We start from the raw sequence: 14481 nt of genomic DNA on the forward strand, positions 1-14481 counted from the left end.
CCGGGGCGCGGGGCGCCGCCGGCGGGGAGGCATGGACATGGGCATGCTGCGCGCGCTGTCACGGTTGCCGTTGGGTCTCTGGCTGCGCGGATTGCTCGGCGCGGCGCTGGTGATCGCGCTGATCGGCTTCGGCGTGGCGTTGCTCGCGGCGTTCCTCGTCGCGGTCGTCGTGGGCGTGCTGATCTACAAGGCGCGCGACATGATCGCCGGCTGGTTCGGCCACGGCGGCGGCCCGTCGATGACGCCGGCCCCCGCGAAGGTCGCACGGCGCGCCCGCGTCAGCGACGCCGACTACACGGTCGTCGAGCGCTGACCGTCTCCGCGTCGGGTTAGACGCGGATCACCTTGCCGGGATTCATCACGCCTTTCGGATCGAGCGCGCGCTTGATGGCGCGCATCATGTCCAGTTCGGTCGCCGAGCGGTAGCGTTCCAGCTCCGCCAGCTTGAAGCGGCCGATGCCGTGCTCGGCCGAGATCGAGCCGTCGAACGCCCGCACCAGCTCGTAGACGGCGTGGTTGACGTCGTGGCCGCGGGCGAAGAACGCGGCCTTGTCCATGCCGGCCGGCGCCTGGGCGTTGAAGTGCAGGTTGCCGTCGCCGACATGGCCGAACGGCACCGGCCGGATGTCGGGCATCACCCCGCGCATCGCCGCGATCCCCTTGTCGACGAACTCCGCGATGCGACCGACCGGCACCGAGATGTCGTGCTTGATCGACGGGCCTTCGATCTTCTGCGCCTCGGAGTGGCTCTCGCGCATCCGCCAGAACGACTGCGCCTGCGCCGTCGACTGCGCCACGACGGCGTCGAGCACGAGACCGTCCTCCATCGCGCCGCCGAGGAACGCCTCCATGCGCGGCACCATCGCGCCCTCGGGCGGCGCCACGCGCGCCGACGACCATTCCATCAGCACGTACCAGTCGTGCCGCTCGGTCAGCGGATCGGCGCAGCCCGGGATGTGGCGGAACACGAACTCCAGACCCTGCCGGCCCATCAGCTCGCAGGAGGTGACGTTGTCCTCGCTGGCCGAGGTGGCGCGCGACAGCAGCTCGACCGCCGCGGCGGGATCGCGCACCGCCAGCCACGCCGTGGCCACGTCCTTGGGCTTGGGGAACAGCTTCAGCACCGCCTTGGTGATGGCGCCCAGCGTGCCCTCGGCGCCCATGAAGAGGTGCTTGAGGTCGTAGCCGGTGTTGTCCTTCTTCAGCGAGCGCAGCCCGTCCCAGACGCGGCCGTCGGGCAGCACCACCTCGAGCCCCAGCACCAGCTCGCGCGTGTTGCCGTAGTGCAGCACCTGCACGCCGCCGGCGTTGGTCGAGAGGTTGCCGCCGATCATGCAGCTGCCCTCGGCGCCGAGGCTGAGCGGGAACAGCCGGTCGTGCGACGACGCCGTCTCCTGGATCGTCTTGAGCACGACGCCGGCCTCGACCGTCATCGTGTAGGCCTCGGGATTGACCGACAGCACGCGGTTCATGCGGCGCAGCGACAGCACGATCTCGCCGCCGCTCTCGTGCGGGATGCCGGCGCCGGTCAGCCCGGTCATGCCGGATTGCGGCACCACCGGCACGCCCGCGTCGTTGCAGATGCGCATGACGGCGGACACCTCCTCGACCGTCGCCGGCTTCACCACGGCCGCGGCGCGGCCATGGTAGTTGTCGCGCCACTCCACGACGTGCGGCTCCATCTCGGCCGGATCCTTCGTGAATCCCTTGTCGCCGACGACACTGTGGATCGCGTCGAGCACGCCGGGCGGCACGAGGGCGGGGATCAGGGCGTAGGAATCGGGCATCGCGGACTCGGAGGACGACTCTGGCGGCCGCACCATACCGGCCGTGTCCCGCCGGCGGCAGCGCGACGTTGTCCCGATTGTCGGGCCGGGGGCCCGGTCTAGACCCTGCCGGCCTCCAGCTCCGCGATGCGCGCCCGCAGCGGGGCCGCCATCGCCTCGACCTCCGCGGCGGTGAACCGCGGCGTGACGTGCTGGGGGCAGTTCCAGTCGAAGCCCTCCAGCGCGATCTCGACACCGCGCTCGACCACGCCGTCGACCGCCATGCCGCCCGCCTCGAGCCAGCCCGCCAGCGCGTCGCCCTCGACCAGCCGGGCGCGGCCGAACATCTTCAGCCGCGTGCGCGCGGGATAGTCCATGAGGAACAGGCTGACGCGGTCGTCGGCGGCGACGTTGCCGACGCTGATGTACTGGCGGTTGCCGCGCACGTCGGCGAAGCCGATCCGGCGCGGGTCGAGGACGCGCAGGAAGCCGGGCGGGCCGCCGCGATGCTGCACGTACGGCCAGCCGTTGCCGCCGATCGTCGCCATGTAGAAGCTGTCGCGGCTCTCGATGAACGCCGCCTCGCGCGGTCCGAACGCGGCGTTGACCGCCTCCGGGACCGCCTCGCGGCGGGCGTAGGCGTCGCGGCTGCCGGCGCGGCGCTGCAGTTCCCGGATCTCCGGCGTGAACGCGATCTCTGCGAAGCGGTGTGCCATCGCGGCCTCCTGTGGGTCGGACGGCGCGGCGCCGTCGACGCCGTCAATATGGGCGCGTGGCATGATGGAATAATTGGAAATTACGGGAATTATTTATTGTGATAAATGGAATGAATGGACCGCCTCAGCGAGATGGAGATCTTCGTCGCCGTGGCCGAGGCGCGCGGCTTCGCCAAGGCGGCCGCGCGGTTGCGGCGCTCGCCGCCTGCCGTCACCCGCGCGGTCGCGGCGCTGGAGGCGCGGCTGGGCGCGCGGCTGCTGAACCGCACGACGCGGCGCGTCGCGCTGACCGACGCCGGCGCCGGCTTCCTCGACGCCGCCCGCCGCGCGCTGGTCGCCGCCGACGCGGCGGAGCGGGAGGTCTCGGGCAAGGCGCTCGTCCCGCGCGGCCATCTCGCGGTCACCACCTCGGTGACGTTCGGCCGCTCGGTGCTGGCGCCTGTCCTCGGCGCGTTCCTCGACGCCCATCCGCAGATGTCGGTCTCGTTGACGCTGGTCGACCGGGTCGTCGACCTGATCGAGGAGGGGATCGACCTCGCCATCCGCATCGGCGACCTGCCGGATTCCACGTTGTCGGCGCGGCGGGTCGGCGAGGTGCGGCGCCTGCTGGTGGCGAGCCCCGCCTACATCGCCCGCCGCGGGGCTCCGAAGCGGCCGGCCGACCTCGAATCGCACGCCACCATCGGGTTCGGCGCCCTGGCCGCCGGCGCCGTCTGGCCGCCGGGACGGCGCGCCGGCGCCGTCGCGGTGGCGCCGCGCTTCGTGGTCAACGACGCGCTGGCCGCGATCGAGGCGGCCGAGCGCGGTGAGGGGATCACGATGGCGCTGTCGTACATCGTCGCCGACCGGATCCGCGCCGGCGCCCTGCGCGAGGTGCTGCCGGCCGTCGCGCCGCCGCCGGTGGCCGTCCAGCTCGTGCATCCCGGCAGCCGGTTGGTCGCGCCCAAGGTCCGCGCCTTCATCGACCACGCCGCCCCGCACCTGACGCGGGCGCTGCGCCGGCTGGAGATCAGGCCCCGGACGCCGCGCCGCTGAGCGCCGCGCTCACCGCATCGGCAGGCCTTCGCGCACTTCCTCGTTGGGATCGACGCGGATCACCTTGCCGGGGTTCATCAGGCCCTGCGGATCGAGCGCCTTCTTGATGGCGCGCATGACGTCGAGCTCGGTCTTGGAGCGGTAGTGCTCCAACTCCAGCAGCTTGATCGAGCCGATGCCGTGCTCGGCCGAGATCGAGCCGCCGATCTCGTTGACCATGTCGTGCACGATGCGGTCGAGCGTGCGCACCATCGGCACGAACGCCGTGCGGTCGTTGAGCCCCTCCGGCGCCTGGAACGAGTAGTGCAGGTTGCCGTCGCCCATGTGGCCCATCGGCCGCGGCCGCACGCCGGGCACCGCCTTCACGCAGGCCGCGTTGCAGCGCTCGATGAAGTCGGGGATGTGGTGGACGGCCACCGAGATGTCGAACGAGGCGCTGGGGCTGGGATCGCGGCGGCTGGCCTCGGCGTGGCCCTCGCGGATCGACCACATGTTGCGCGCCTGCGCCTCCGACTGGGCGATGGTCGCGTCCAGCGCCAGGCCGCGCTCGAGCGCGTCGGCGAGGAAGCCCTCCATGCGCTCGGCCATCGAGCCGGCGCCGTCGGCCGCCGCGGCGCGGGTCGACGACCATTCCATCAGAAGCTGCCACTCGTGCTTGTCGGCCAGCGGCCGCTGCAGGCCGGGCACGTATTTCAGCACGCCCTCCAGCCCGATCGAATGCACCAGCTCGCACGAGGTCACGGTGTCGCCCGAGGCCATGCGCGCCTCCGACAGCAGGGAGAGCGCCGCCTTCGGATCGGGGATCGCGATCCAGCCCGTCGCCACGTCCTTGGCCTTTGGGAAGATCTTGAGGATCGCCCTGGTGATGATGCCCAGCGTGCCCTCGGCGCCGACGAACAGGTCCTTGAGGTCGTAGCCGGTGTTGTCCTTCTTCAGCGCCCGCATGCCGTCCCAGATCCGGCCGTCGGGCAGCACCACCTCGAGGCCCAGCACCATGCTGCGCGTGTTGCCGTAGTGCAGCACCGTGGCGCCGCCGGCGTTGGTCGACAGGTTGCCGCCGATCATGCACGAGCCCTGGGCGCCGAGGCTGATCGGGAAATAGCGGTCGTGCTCGATCGCGGTCTGCTGGATGGTCTGCAGCACCACGCCGGCCTCGACGGTCATCGTGTACGCGGTGGGATTCACGTCGATGATGCGGTTCATGCGGGCCAGCGACAGCACCAGCTCGTCGCCGCCGCGCACGGGGATGCCGGCGGCCATCAGCCCGGTCAGGCCGCCCTGCGGCACGATCTTGACGTTGTGCTCGGCGCACAGCTTGACGACCGCGGACACCTCCTCGGTGCTGGCGGGCTTGACCACGGCGGCGGCGGTGCCAAGCGCGTTGCCCTGCCAGTTGGTGGTGTGGAATTTCACCGCCTGCGGATCGACCACCAGGCCCTTCTCGCCGACGATGGCGGCCAGCTTGGCGTGGAAGGCGGACGACGGGGCGATATAGGTGTCGGGCATCTGTTTCCTCCGGTTGGGCGCGATCTTGCGGCAGCGCCCGGCGGCCGTCTAGCGCCGCGCCGTGCGGCGGCCGCGGATCAGGCGCGCGGCGCGGCGGCGCGGCGCAGGCGGTCGTTGATCGCCACGCCCAGGCCGCGCTCGGGGATCGGTACCACGGCGATGCGGCCGATGCCGGGACGGTCGAGCGCGCGCAGCATGGCGAACAGATTCGCCGCCGCCTCGCCGAGATCGCCTTCGGGACTGAGGTTGAGCGTCAGCGCCGCGCCCGGCGGCGCGTCGCGGCCGAACGCCAGCAACCCCTCGTCGGCGCCGACCGACGTGGCGTCGAGCCGCACGCCGCGTTCGGGCGCGTAGTGGCTTTCGAGCTGGCCCGGCGAATGCAGCGTGCCGGCCACGCCGATCGCGGGGCCGGCGGCGACCGGGCCGATCAACGCCTCGATCGCCTCGCGCGTCGTCCCGCCCGGCCGCAGCAGCGTCGGCGGCGCGGTCGTCAGATCGAGCACCGTCGATTCAACGCCGACCAGGCACGGGCCGCCGTCGATGACGACCGACACCGCGTCGCCCAGCGACTCGACGACGTGCTCGGCGCGGGTCGGACTGACGGCGCCGGAGCGGTTGGCGCTGGGCGCCGCCACCGGCCGGCCGGCGGCGCGGATCAGCGCCTGCGCGATGGGATGCGACGGCGCGCGGATGGCCAGCGTGTCGAGCCCGGCGCTGCACAGCAGCGACACCCGGCAATCCGGACGCCGCCTCAGCACCAGCGTCAGCGGACCCGGCCAGAACCGCGCCGCGAGCCTGCCGGCCGTGTCCGTCCATTCGACGTGCTCGCGCGCCTGCGCCACGTCGAGCACGTGCGCGATCAGCGGGTTGAACGACGGCCGGCCCTTGGCCTCGTAGATGCGCGCCACGGCGCGGTCGTCGGTGGCGTCGGCGCCCAGCCCGTAGACGGTCTCGGTCGGGAACGCGACCAGCGCGCCGGCGCGCAGCGACGCCGCGGCGCGGGTCACGCCGTCGGCGTCGGGCGGGACGACACCGGCGCTCAACTCCGCCCCGCGGGGACGCCCCGCGCCACGAACCACGGGTTCTTGTGGCCGGGCTTGCCGTAGCGCAGGGGCGCGCCGGTGCTGTCGTCGCGCACCTCGCCGCCGGCCGCCTCCAGCACCGCCTGGCCGGCCGCCGTGTCCCATTCCATGGTCGGCCCGAAACGCGGGTAGATGTCGGCCTCGCCGGCCGCGATCAGGCAGAATTTCAGCGACGATCCCGCCTGCTTGCGCTCGGCCACCGGCACGCCGTTGTTGCGCAGCCAGATGTCGAGCTGGCTGTAGATCGCGGTGCTGCGGCTGGCGAACACGGTGTATCCGGCCGCGGGCGGCCGCCGTGTGGCGATCGGACGGGGCGGAGCGCGGTCGACAACGATCTCGGCGCCGAGTCCGACCACGCCGCGCCACGTCGTGTCGATGGTCGGCTGCGAGACCACGCCCAGCGCCACCCGGCCATCCTCGACCAGCGCGATGTTGACGGTGAACTCGCCGTTGCGCTTGAGGAACTCCTTGGTGCCGTCGAGCGGGTCGACCAGCCAGAACGGGCCGCCGCGCACGTCCGGCATGCGGCCGGCCGCGACCTCCTCCTCGGCCACGACCGGGATTCCCGGCGTCAGCCGCGCCAGCCCGGCGAGGATCACGGCCTCGGCGGCATGGTCGGCGTCGGTCACCGGCGAGGCGTCGGATTTGCGCCGCTCGCCGTGGTCGACCTTGGCGTAGATCGCCATGATGGCGGCGCCGGCCTCGTGGGCGAGGTCGGTCAGGGCCGGCATCAGCGCGGCGTGCGGGGAGGGCGGCAACGAGGCGTCTTTCGCTTGGGGCGGGCGGGGGCGTCGTTATAGCCTACGGCCTCCATCGGCACAGCCCGCCCAAGAACCCGTCGAGGCACCCCTCCCATGACCGCCGCCCCCGTCTCCGGCCGCCCGATCGGCGTGCTATCCGCCATTCCGGAGGAGTTCGCCCATCTCGACGAGGCCGCCGGCGCCGTCGAACGGATCGGCGACCAGGTCTTCACCCATGGCGTCATCGCCGGCCGCGACGCCTGGTTCGTCGAGTGCGGCATCGGCAAGGTCAACGCCGCGATGGCGGCGACGCTGCTGCTGTCGCGCTTCGGCTGCGGCGCGCTGATGTTCTGCGGCGTCGCCGGCGGGCTGGATCCGGCGCTGGGCGTCGGCGACGTGGTGGTGGCCACCCGCAACCTGCAGCACGACTACGGCGCGCTGGTCGACGGCCAGCTTCTCACCTACCAGGCAGGCGTGCCGCCGTTGCCGGGCATCGGCCGCGAGCACGGCTACGATGTCCCCGCCGCGCTGGTCGAGGGATTGCGCCGCGCGCTCGCCGGCACGGCGCTGCCGGCGCTGGCGCCCGACGTGGCGGGCGGCCGCACGCCCGCGATCCGCTTCGGGACCGTCGTCTCGGGCGACACGTTCATCAACTGCGAGGGCACGCGCCAGCGCCTGTTCGACTCCTATGGCGGCGTCGCGGTCGAGATGGAGGGGGGCGCCGTGGCCCAGATCTGCGCCCGCTTTGGCGAAACCCCCTTCGTCAACGTGCGTTGCCTCAGCGATCTGGCCGGCGCCGAGAGCCATCTCGATTTCCGGACGTTCCTGCCGGTCGCGGCGGGGCTCGCGGCGACCGTCCTCAGAGTCGCCGCAAAGGTCGTCTAACAGGCCTGCCGCGCGGCCCCCGCCGCCGGCAAGATCACGCCGACCACAACAGGAGAGACCCATGCGTATCCCCCGTTCCGCCGCTCTCGCCGCGATTCTGTTCCTCGTTCCCGCCGCCGCCTTGGCCCAGACATACAGCTGGTACGGCTACGGCGTCGGCGGCGGGAACTGCACGTCCTACAAGATGAAGATCGACGTCACGGTCACCGGGACCGCCGTCAAGGGCCTGTTCCAGCAGGACGGGCGGCCGCAGCGCAATTTCGAAGCCACCGCCGACGACGGCGGCGCCTTCAAGAGCACGGCGGTCGTCGGTGGCGGCGGCAAGATGGACGTGACCGGAAAGACCGCGGGCGACGGCGGCACGATCCTGCTCGACGGGTACTGCAAGTTCGGCGGTCCTCTCAAGAAGCAGTAGGCGCGTCCGCGACCGCGGAGGCTCGGCGCCATGGGGCTGCTGGACGGCAAGATCGCGATCGTCACCGGCGCGACCAGCGGCATCGGCCGGCGCACCGCCGAGGTGTTCGTGGCGCAGGGCGCCAAGGTCGTGGCCGGCGGCCGCCGCGCCGGGCTCGGCCGTTCGCTGCAGGCGGCGCTGGGCGACGACAACTGCCTGTTCGTCCAAGGCGACATGACGGTCGAGGCCGACGTGGCGGCGATCATCCACGCCTGCGTCGCGAAATGGGGCCGGATCGACTGCCTGTTCAACAACGCCGGCGGCCCCGCGCCGGTCGGCGCCATCGAGACGGTGCCGGTCGACGGCTTCGACGCCGCCATGGCGACGCTGGTGCGCAGCGTCATGCTGGGCATGAAGCACGTCGCGCCCGTGATGATGGCGCAGGGCTCCGGCAGCATCATCAACAACGGCAGCGTGGCGGCGCGCCGCGCCGGCATGTCGACCTCGATGATCTACGGCGCCGCCAAGGCCGCCGTCACCCACCTGACGGTCTGCGTCGCCATGCAGCTGGGCGAGCGCAACATCAGGGTCAACGCGATCTCGCCCGGCGGCATCGCCACCGGCATCTTCGCCAAGGCCCTGGGTCTGCCGCCGGACAAGGCCGACGGCATGGCCGAGGCGGTCAAGGCCGGAATGGCGAAGAACCAGCCGATTCCACGGGCTGGACTGACCGACGACATCGCCAACGCCGCGGTGTTCCTCGCGTCCGATCTGTCGACCTTCGTGAACGGGCACGATCTGGTGGTCGATGGCGGCCTCGTCGGCGGGCGTCTGTGGGGGCCGCATCAGGAGGCGGTGCGGGGCATGCGCAAGGCGTTCGGGATCGACACCTGAATTCGCCGGTCGGTCGACTCAGCAGCGAAGATTTTTTCCGTCATCGAGCCGGCGCGCTCGGTGCCGGACGCCCGATCAACTCGCATATTCAGATTTCATATTTTCGCTCAAACCATTGATCAATCATAAAATAATGAGAAATTAACGATGCGGGGTCATTTTTTGACGAACCGCCAAGAAATCAAATATTTACATTATAAATCAATAACATAGATAGTTTATTTATCGTTAATTCTTCAATATTGCTCGGATGCAGTCGTTATAAAGATTACATTCAGATCGGTCTATAAATCATTGATCTAAAACAAACTTATGTCATTGCTTATGTTCATTATAAAGGTTCGTTAATCGTTTTTTACACTGTAAAATCAATGACTTAAAAATCATATTCAATCCAATGTCGGGCTAGGGTAGTTTCGCTTTGCAAGGAAACGTTAAAAACGAAATCACCTGAGGCGAAGCGCCGAAGGGTTTTAGAGCGAAGATATACGGCAAGGTATGAAAATCGACCGGACAGACTTTTGGCTCTGAACTTTGGCAAGCGATTTTGGGAAGCGACTTTGGGAAGCGTTTTTGAGCGACTAAGGAATTTGGGGTTCAGGAATTTAGACGAAGTGTTTTTTTGACGGGTTGGGCGGATTGGCCGCCCCGGGGTTTCGACAGACACGGCGTGGGGCGGAGACGGTGGAAACGCCGTTTTCCGAACGGGGAGCGCTGTGCCGGGAGTACCCCGCCCGTCCTCACTTATAGGGGGCAGGTTATGGCTCGTTTCTCTCCGCTACAGATCGCCCGCCGGCTGCGCGGGGACACCTCGGGCGCCTCGATGATCCTCGTGACCCTGGCGCTGCCGGTGGTCGTCGGCGGCCTCGGCCTGGGTGTCGACGTGGCCATGTGGTACGGCGAGAAGCGCGCCGTGCAGCAGATCGCCGACACCGCCAGCCTGGGCGCCGCCCGGGCCATGCGCGACGGCGCCACGCTCGACGTGGCCCGCACGGTCGCCATCAACGACGCGGCGCGCAACGGCTACGTCGCCGGCGTCAACGCCACGCTGACCGTCAACTCGCCGCCGACCAGCGGCCCGAACATGGGCGTCGCCGGCGCGGTCGAGGTGCTCGTCACCCGCAAGCTGCCGTCGGTGTTCTCGAAGGTGTTCATGAGCTCGACCGGCTGGGCGCACGGCCGCTCCGTCGCCAAGATGGGCTCGCGCGTCCAGGGCAAGAACCTCGAGGTCGCGCTGATGCTCGACGTCAGCAGCTCGATGAACTCCAGCTCCGGCACGGCCGGCGTGACCAAGCTCAAGGCCATGCAGGACGGCGCCAAGGCGCTGATCGACGAGGTCGTGCAGCCGGTGCAGACGCCGTTCACCTCGCGGGTCTCGCTGGTGCCGTACTCGTCGTCGGTCAACGTCGGCTCGGCGCGGTACACCGCGATCACCGGCAAGCCGGTCACCAGCGGCTGGACGACCGTGACCGAACGTTCCGGCGCCTACGCCTTCACCGACGACGCGCCCGGCGCCGGCACCTACTTCGCCGAGTTCCGCACGCGGAAGAACAGCGCGTACGGCGCCTACGCGTCGTCGGTCGCGAACTACACCTCGAACGTGCCGGCGGCGGCGATCAGCGCGCTTTCCGCCAACACGGCGACGCTGAAGGGCTCGATCGACGGACTGACGGGGAAGGGAACCACGGCCGGCCATCTCGGCGTGGCGTGGACCTGGTACACGCTGTCGCCGAAGTGGAACACCGTGTTCACCGGCGCGGCCGCGCCGATCGCCTACGGCGAGACGACGCAGAAGGTCGCGGTGCTGCTGTCGGACTTCGACATGAACAGCTACTACAAGGCGTCCAACGGCAACTCGACCGAGCAGACCCGCGCGCTGTGCACGGCGATGAAGGCCGCGGGCATCGTGATCTACACGCTCGGCTACAACGTCGACCAGGGCAACACCACCGCGGTCAACCTGTGGAAGGACTGCGCCACCGACGCCGGCAAGCGCTACACGGCCGAGACCGCCGACGACCTGCTCGCCGCCTTCCGCCAGATCGCGAGCTCCACCGTCAGCGCGGTGAGCACGACCAACCCGGCCCTGGCCGAGTAGCCTCCGCCTCCCGCCGCGCGGCCTCCATCCACGGGCCGCGCGGCCGCGTTTTCCGCAGCGATATCGAAGAATTCAGACGGCGGCCCGGATCCGACCGGACGAGCCGCGCCTTGGAGATAGCCATGTTCCGCCTCCCGACGCTGTCGCCCCTGCGCAAGTGCCTCGATGACCGTTCCGGCGGCACCATGCTGCTGGTCGCCTTCGCCCTCCCGGCCATCGTCGGCGGCCTGGCGCTGGCGGTCGACGCCAGCATGTGGACGGCGGAGAAGCGCAGGCTGCGCCAGGTCGCCGACGTCTCCAGCCTCGGCGCCGCGCGGGTGATGCAGGCCGGCGCCACGCTCCAGGTCGCCCGCGTCGCCGCCGCCAACGACGCCGCCCGCAACGGCTTCGTGCCCGGCCCGGACCGGACCATCACCGTCAACTCGCCGCCGACCACCGGCCCCAACGCCGGCGTCGCCGGCGCGGTCGAGGTCATCGTCACCAACAAGCTGCCGTCCTCGTTCATCAAGACGTTCTTCGGCGTCGACAAGAGCATCGCCGTCCGCGCCGTCGCCAAGCTGGGCAGCGGCGGCCAGAACAAGAACCTCGAGGTCGCGCTGATGCTCGACGTCAGCCAGTCGATGACGGCGTCGGCCGGCGACGGCAGCGGCCGCAGCAAGCTGAAGCTGATGCAGGAATCGGCCAAGAGCCTGGTCGACACCGTCGTGCAGACGACGCAGACGCCTTACAAGTCCCGCGTCGCGCTGGTGCCGTACTCGTCCTCGGTCAACGTCGGCTCCACCTATTACGCCGCCGCCGTCGGCTCGTCGTCCTCCGCCTGGAGCACCGTGGTCGAACGGACCGGCAGCCACGCCTTCACCGACACGCCTCCCGCCTCCGGCCGCTATTTCGGCAAATTCTCGACCAAGCATGGCAGCGCGCTGGGCGCGTACAATTCGACGGTGCGGCAGTACGACTCCAACGTGCCGGGCTCCGGATCGCGCATCCGCCCGCTGTCCGCCGACCGCGCCTCGATCCGGGCCAGCATCGACGGGCTCGTCGCCAGCGGCACCACGGCCGGCCATATCGGCGCCGCCTGGGCCTGGTACACGGTGTCGCCGAACTGGAACGCGGTGTTCACCGGCGCCGCCGTCCCCGCCGCCTACGACGCGACCAAGACCGTCAAGGCCGTGGTGCTGCTGTCGGATTTCGACATGAACAGCTACTATGAGTCGGGCAACGGCAGCTCGGCCGCCCAGACCCAGGCTTTGTGCACCGCGATGAAGGCCGCCGGCGTGGTCATCTACACCCTCGGCTACGGCGTCAACGCCTCCGACTCGACCGCCATGAACCTGTGGACGAATTGCGCCACCAGCGCCGCGACCCGGTTCAACGCCAACAACGCCGCCGGCCTGGTCGCCGCCTTCGCGGGCATCGCCAATTCCACCCGCAACTCGGTGTTCTCCAACGGCGCCCCCCAGCTGGCGGAGTAGAGAGTCGGGAGCGCGATCCGGCCGTGGCGCCGTCGTTAGCCGAGCGAATCCTCGCTTCGCCAGATCCGATGATGATGCCGCGATGTGCGCATTGTTAGGTGAAGATTTGTACCTATATCATTACAAATTAAGGGAAAGTGCAATAAATAGAGCGAGATTAGAGAATTGAACGCTATGCAAAAATATAATTAATATCAATTAGTTAACTGTGAATATTGACGCTTGTTCTAAGGCTGGTTAAATTTCCGACATAAGAGCAACCGGGTGTCGCCTGATATAGGCCGTACCAAACACTTGGAAGCTCGCCTGCGTAGATTACGTCGTCGAATTTTAACCTAGTCATAAAGCGATGGTTCGGGCGTCATGATCGCTCGCTTCTCCGAATGGCACGCCGACACGACGGGTTGGACGGCATCGTCCACCGCCCGCGTGAAACCGCGTCCGGCCGCCGGGGACCATCCGCGAGGAGACCGCACGTGAGCGACTCGTTCATGAGGAAGACTCTCCGCGTCCTGGGTTACGAGGACCGCGGCAGCATGATGGTCATCGGGGCGTTCGCGCTGCCGGTGATGATGGGCGGCCTGGCGCTCGCCGTCGACACCGGCCTCTGGTACTCCGAGAAGCGCAAGCTCCGGCAGGTCTCGGACTTCGTCAGCATCGGCGCCGCGCGCCTCATGGGCGACGGCCAGACGCTGCAGACGGCGCGGACCGTGGCCATCAAGGACGCGCAGCGCAACGGCTTCGTGGTCGACGCGAACCACACCCTGGTGGTGAACTCGCCGCCGACCACCGGTCCGAGCGCCGGCGTCGCCGGCAAGGTCGAGGTCATCGTCACCTCGGATCTGCCCAGCGCCTTCGCCAAGGCGCTGTTCGGCATCAGCCGCACCATCTCCTCGCGCTCGGTCGCGACCTTGGGTTCGATCGTCCAGATCCGCAACCTCGAAGTGTCGCTGATGATCGACGTGTCGGGCTCCATGAACGGCTCCGCCGGCGACGGCACGGGCCGCACCAAGCTCGACGTCGTGAAGCAGGCGGCCAAGGATCTGGTCGACACCGTCGTGCAGCCCGTTCAGACGCCGTACAGCTCGCGCGTCGCCCTCGTGCCGTACTCCTCGGCGGTGAACGTCAGCTCGACCTACTACTACACGATGACCGGCTCGACCTCGTCGCACTGGAGCACCGTGGTCGAGCGCACCGGCGCCAACAAGTTCACCGACGAGCCGCCGGCCACCGGCGGGTATTTCGGGCGCTTCAGCGTCAAGAAAGAGTACGTCATGGGCGCCTACGCCAGCTCGGTTCGGAACTACGACTCGGACGTTCCCAGCGACTCCTCGCGCATCCGTCCGTTGACGTCATCGGCCTCGACGGTCAAGACGAACATCGGCAAACTCGTATCCAACGGCAGCACCGCCGGCCACATCGGCGCCGCCTGGGCGTGGTACATGGTGTCGCCGAAATGGGGCAGCATCTTCACCGGCGGCGTGCCGCTCGCCTACGACGTGACCAAGACCCACAAGGCCGTGGTGCTGTTGTCGGACTTCGACATGAACAGCTACTACGAGTCGGGCAACGGCAACTCCACGACGCAGACCTTGGCGATCTGCACCGCCATGAAGGCGGCCGGCGTGGTGGTCTACACGCTGGGCTCCGAGGTGCCGGCCGGCAACGCGAACGCGGTCAACCTGTGGACCAACTGCGCCACCAGCCCGGCGACGCGCTTCACCGCCAACAACGCGTCCGAGCTGACGGCGGCCTTCGCCGCCATCGCCCAGGCCAACCGCAACGCGGTCTTCACCGGCCCGCCGCGCCTGTCGGAGTAGCCGCCACCGGACGCCCCGGCGTCCGGATATCCCCCTCCACGACGGACCGCGGACCCACCCCGCGGTCCGTTTC

The 14481-nt window shown here is 69.2% G+C and carries 13 protein-coding genes; 8 read left to right on the forward strand and 5 right to left on the reverse strand.

The window, feature by feature from the left end; genetic code table 11:
* The first annotated feature begins 37 nt into the window (after positions 1-37).
* Positions 38-313, forward strand: a complete 276-nt coding sequence (locus IPK81_21280; GenBank protein QQS12026.1) for a hypothetical protein — start codon at positions 38-40, stop codon at positions 311-313.
* A 16-nt stretch (positions 314-329) separates the two neighbouring features.
* Here the strand turns inward: IPK81_21280 and IPK81_21285 are convergent, their stop codons facing one another.
* Together IPK81_21285 and IPK81_21290 are read right to left on the reverse strand one after the other, a co-directional pair.
* Positions 330-1823 carry an FAD-binding oxidoreductase gene (locus tag IPK81_21285; GenBank protein ID QQS12027.1) on the reverse strand — a complete coding sequence of 498 codons (1494 nt, stop codon included), beginning with the start codon at positions 1821-1823 and terminating at the stop codon, positions 330-332.
* A 62-nt stretch (positions 1824-1885) separates the two neighbouring features.
* On the reverse strand, positions 1886-2482 hold the full coding sequence (locus IPK81_21290; protein QQS12028.1) for a pyridoxamine 5'-phosphate oxidase family protein: 597 nt from the start codon (positions 2480-2482) through the stop codon (positions 1886-1888).
* Positions 2483-2596: 114 nt separating this feature from the next.
* Here IPK81_21290 and IPK81_21295 point away from each other — a divergent pair, with 114 nt between their 5' ends.
* Positions 2597-3517 carry a LysR family transcriptional regulator gene (locus tag IPK81_21295; GenBank protein ID QQS12029.1) on the forward strand — a complete coding sequence of 307 codons (921 nt, stop codon included), beginning with the start codon at positions 2597-2599 and terminating at the stop codon, positions 3515-3517.
* A 9-nt stretch (positions 3518-3526) separates the two neighbouring features.
* On the opposite strand, the gene IPK81_21300 is transcribed toward IPK81_21295, so the two are convergent.
* The 3 genes from IPK81_21300 to cysQ all read right to left on the reverse strand — a co-directional run bounded on the left by IPK81_21300 (position 3527) and on the right by cysQ (position 6836).
* On the reverse strand, positions 3527-5023 hold the full coding sequence (locus tag IPK81_21300) for an FAD-binding oxidoreductase (GenBank protein ID QQS12030.1): 1497 nt from the start codon (positions 5021-5023) through the stop codon (positions 3527-3529).
* Between the two features lie 77 nt (positions 5024-5100).
* Entirely contained in the window at positions 5101-6066 is a 966-nt protein-coding gene (locus tag IPK81_21305; GenBank protein QQS12031.1) for a threonylcarbamoyl-AMP synthase, read from the reverse strand.
* Positions 6063-6836, reverse strand: coding sequence for a 3'(2'),5'-bisphosphate nucleotidase CysQ (gene cysQ / locus IPK81_21310; protein QQS15206.1), 774 nt, complete (start codon positions 6834-6836; stop codon positions 6063-6065). The genes IPK81_21305 and cysQ overlap by 4 nt, the downstream gene beginning before the upstream one ends.
* A gap of 123 nt (positions 6837-6959) precedes the next feature.
* Here cysQ and mtnN point away from each other — a divergent pair, with 123 nt between their 5' ends.
* From mtnN to IPK81_21340, 6 genes are all read left to right on the forward strand, one after another.
* Positions 6960-7730 carry a 5'-methylthioadenosine/S-adenosylhomocysteine nucleosidase gene (gene mtnN / locus IPK81_21315; protein ID QQS12032.1) on the forward strand — a complete coding sequence of 257 codons (771 nt, stop codon included), beginning with the start codon at positions 6960-6962 and terminating at the stop codon, positions 7728-7730.
* A gap of 61 nt (positions 7731-7791) precedes the next feature.
* A complete protein-coding gene (locus tag IPK81_21320) occupies positions 7792-8145 on the forward strand; it encodes a hypothetical protein (protein ID QQS12033.1) in 354 nt (117 codons plus the stop codon).
* Between the two features lie 30 nt (positions 8146-8175).
* A complete protein-coding gene (locus tag IPK81_21325; GenBank protein ID QQS12034.1) occupies positions 8176-9018 on the forward strand; it encodes an SDR family oxidoreductase in 843 nt (280 codons plus the stop codon).
* 760 nt (positions 9019-9778) lie between these two features.
* On the forward strand, positions 9779-11116 hold the full coding sequence (locus IPK81_21330) for a hypothetical protein (GenBank protein QQS12035.1): 1338 nt from the start codon (positions 9779-9781) through the stop codon (positions 11114-11116).
* Positions 11117-11238: 122 nt separating this feature from the next.
* Entirely contained in the window at positions 11239-12588 is a 1350-nt protein-coding gene (locus IPK81_21335; protein QQS12036.1) for a VWA domain-containing protein, read from the forward strand.
* Positions 12589-13064: 476 nt separating this feature from the next.
* Entirely contained in the window at positions 13065-14408 is a 1344-nt protein-coding gene (locus IPK81_21340; protein ID QQS12037.1) for a VWA domain-containing protein, read from the forward strand.
* Positions 14409-14481 lie beyond the last annotated feature (73 nt).

Source organism: Rhodospirillales bacterium (assembly GCA_016699855.1).
GTDB lineage: Bacteria > Pseudomonadota > Alphaproteobacteria > Reyranellales > Reyranellaceae.

What these genes read in the sequence shown, in the direction of transcription:
- IPK81_21280 (QQS12026.1), top strand. Translation starts at nt 38, where the DNA reads ATGGGCATGCTGCGCGCGCTGTCACGGTTGCCGTTGGGTCTCTGGCTG.
- IPK81_21285 (QQS12027.1), bottom strand. Translation starts at nt 1,823, where the DNA reads ATGGTGCGGCCGCCAGAGTCGTCCTCCGAGTCCGCGATGCCCGATTCC.
- IPK81_21290 (QQS12028.1), bottom strand. Translation starts at nt 2,482, where the DNA reads ATGGCACACCGCTTCGCAGAGATCGCGTTCACGCCGGAGATCCGGGAA.
- IPK81_21295 (QQS12029.1), top strand. Translation starts at nt 2,597, where the DNA reads ATGGACCGCCTCAGCGAGATGGAGATCTTCGTCGCCGTGGCCGAGGCG.
- IPK81_21300 (QQS12030.1), bottom strand. Translation starts at nt 5,023, where the DNA reads ATGCCCGACACCTATATCGCCCCGTCGTCCGCCTTCCACGCCAAGCTG.
- cysQ (QQS15206.1), bottom strand. Translation starts at nt 6,836, where the DNA reads ATGCCGGCCCTGACCGACCTCGCCCACGAGGCCGGCGCCGCCATCATG.
- mtnN (QQS12032.1), top strand. Translation starts at nt 6,960, where the DNA reads ATGACCGCCGCCCCCGTCTCCGGCCGCCCGATCGGCGTGCTATCCGCC.
- IPK81_21320 (QQS12033.1), top strand. Translation starts at nt 7,792, where the DNA reads ATGCGTATCCCCCGTTCCGCCGCTCTCGCCGCGATTCTGTTCCTCGTT.
- IPK81_21325 (QQS12034.1), top strand. Translation starts at nt 8,176, where the DNA reads ATGGGGCTGCTGGACGGCAAGATCGCGATCGTCACCGGCGCGACCAGC.
- IPK81_21330 (QQS12035.1), top strand. Translation starts at nt 9,779, where the DNA reads ATGGCTCGTTTCTCTCCGCTACAGATCGCCCGCCGGCTGCGCGGGGAC.
- IPK81_21335 (QQS12036.1), top strand. Translation starts at nt 11,239, where the DNA reads ATGTTCCGCCTCCCGACGCTGTCGCCCCTGCGCAAGTGCCTCGATGAC.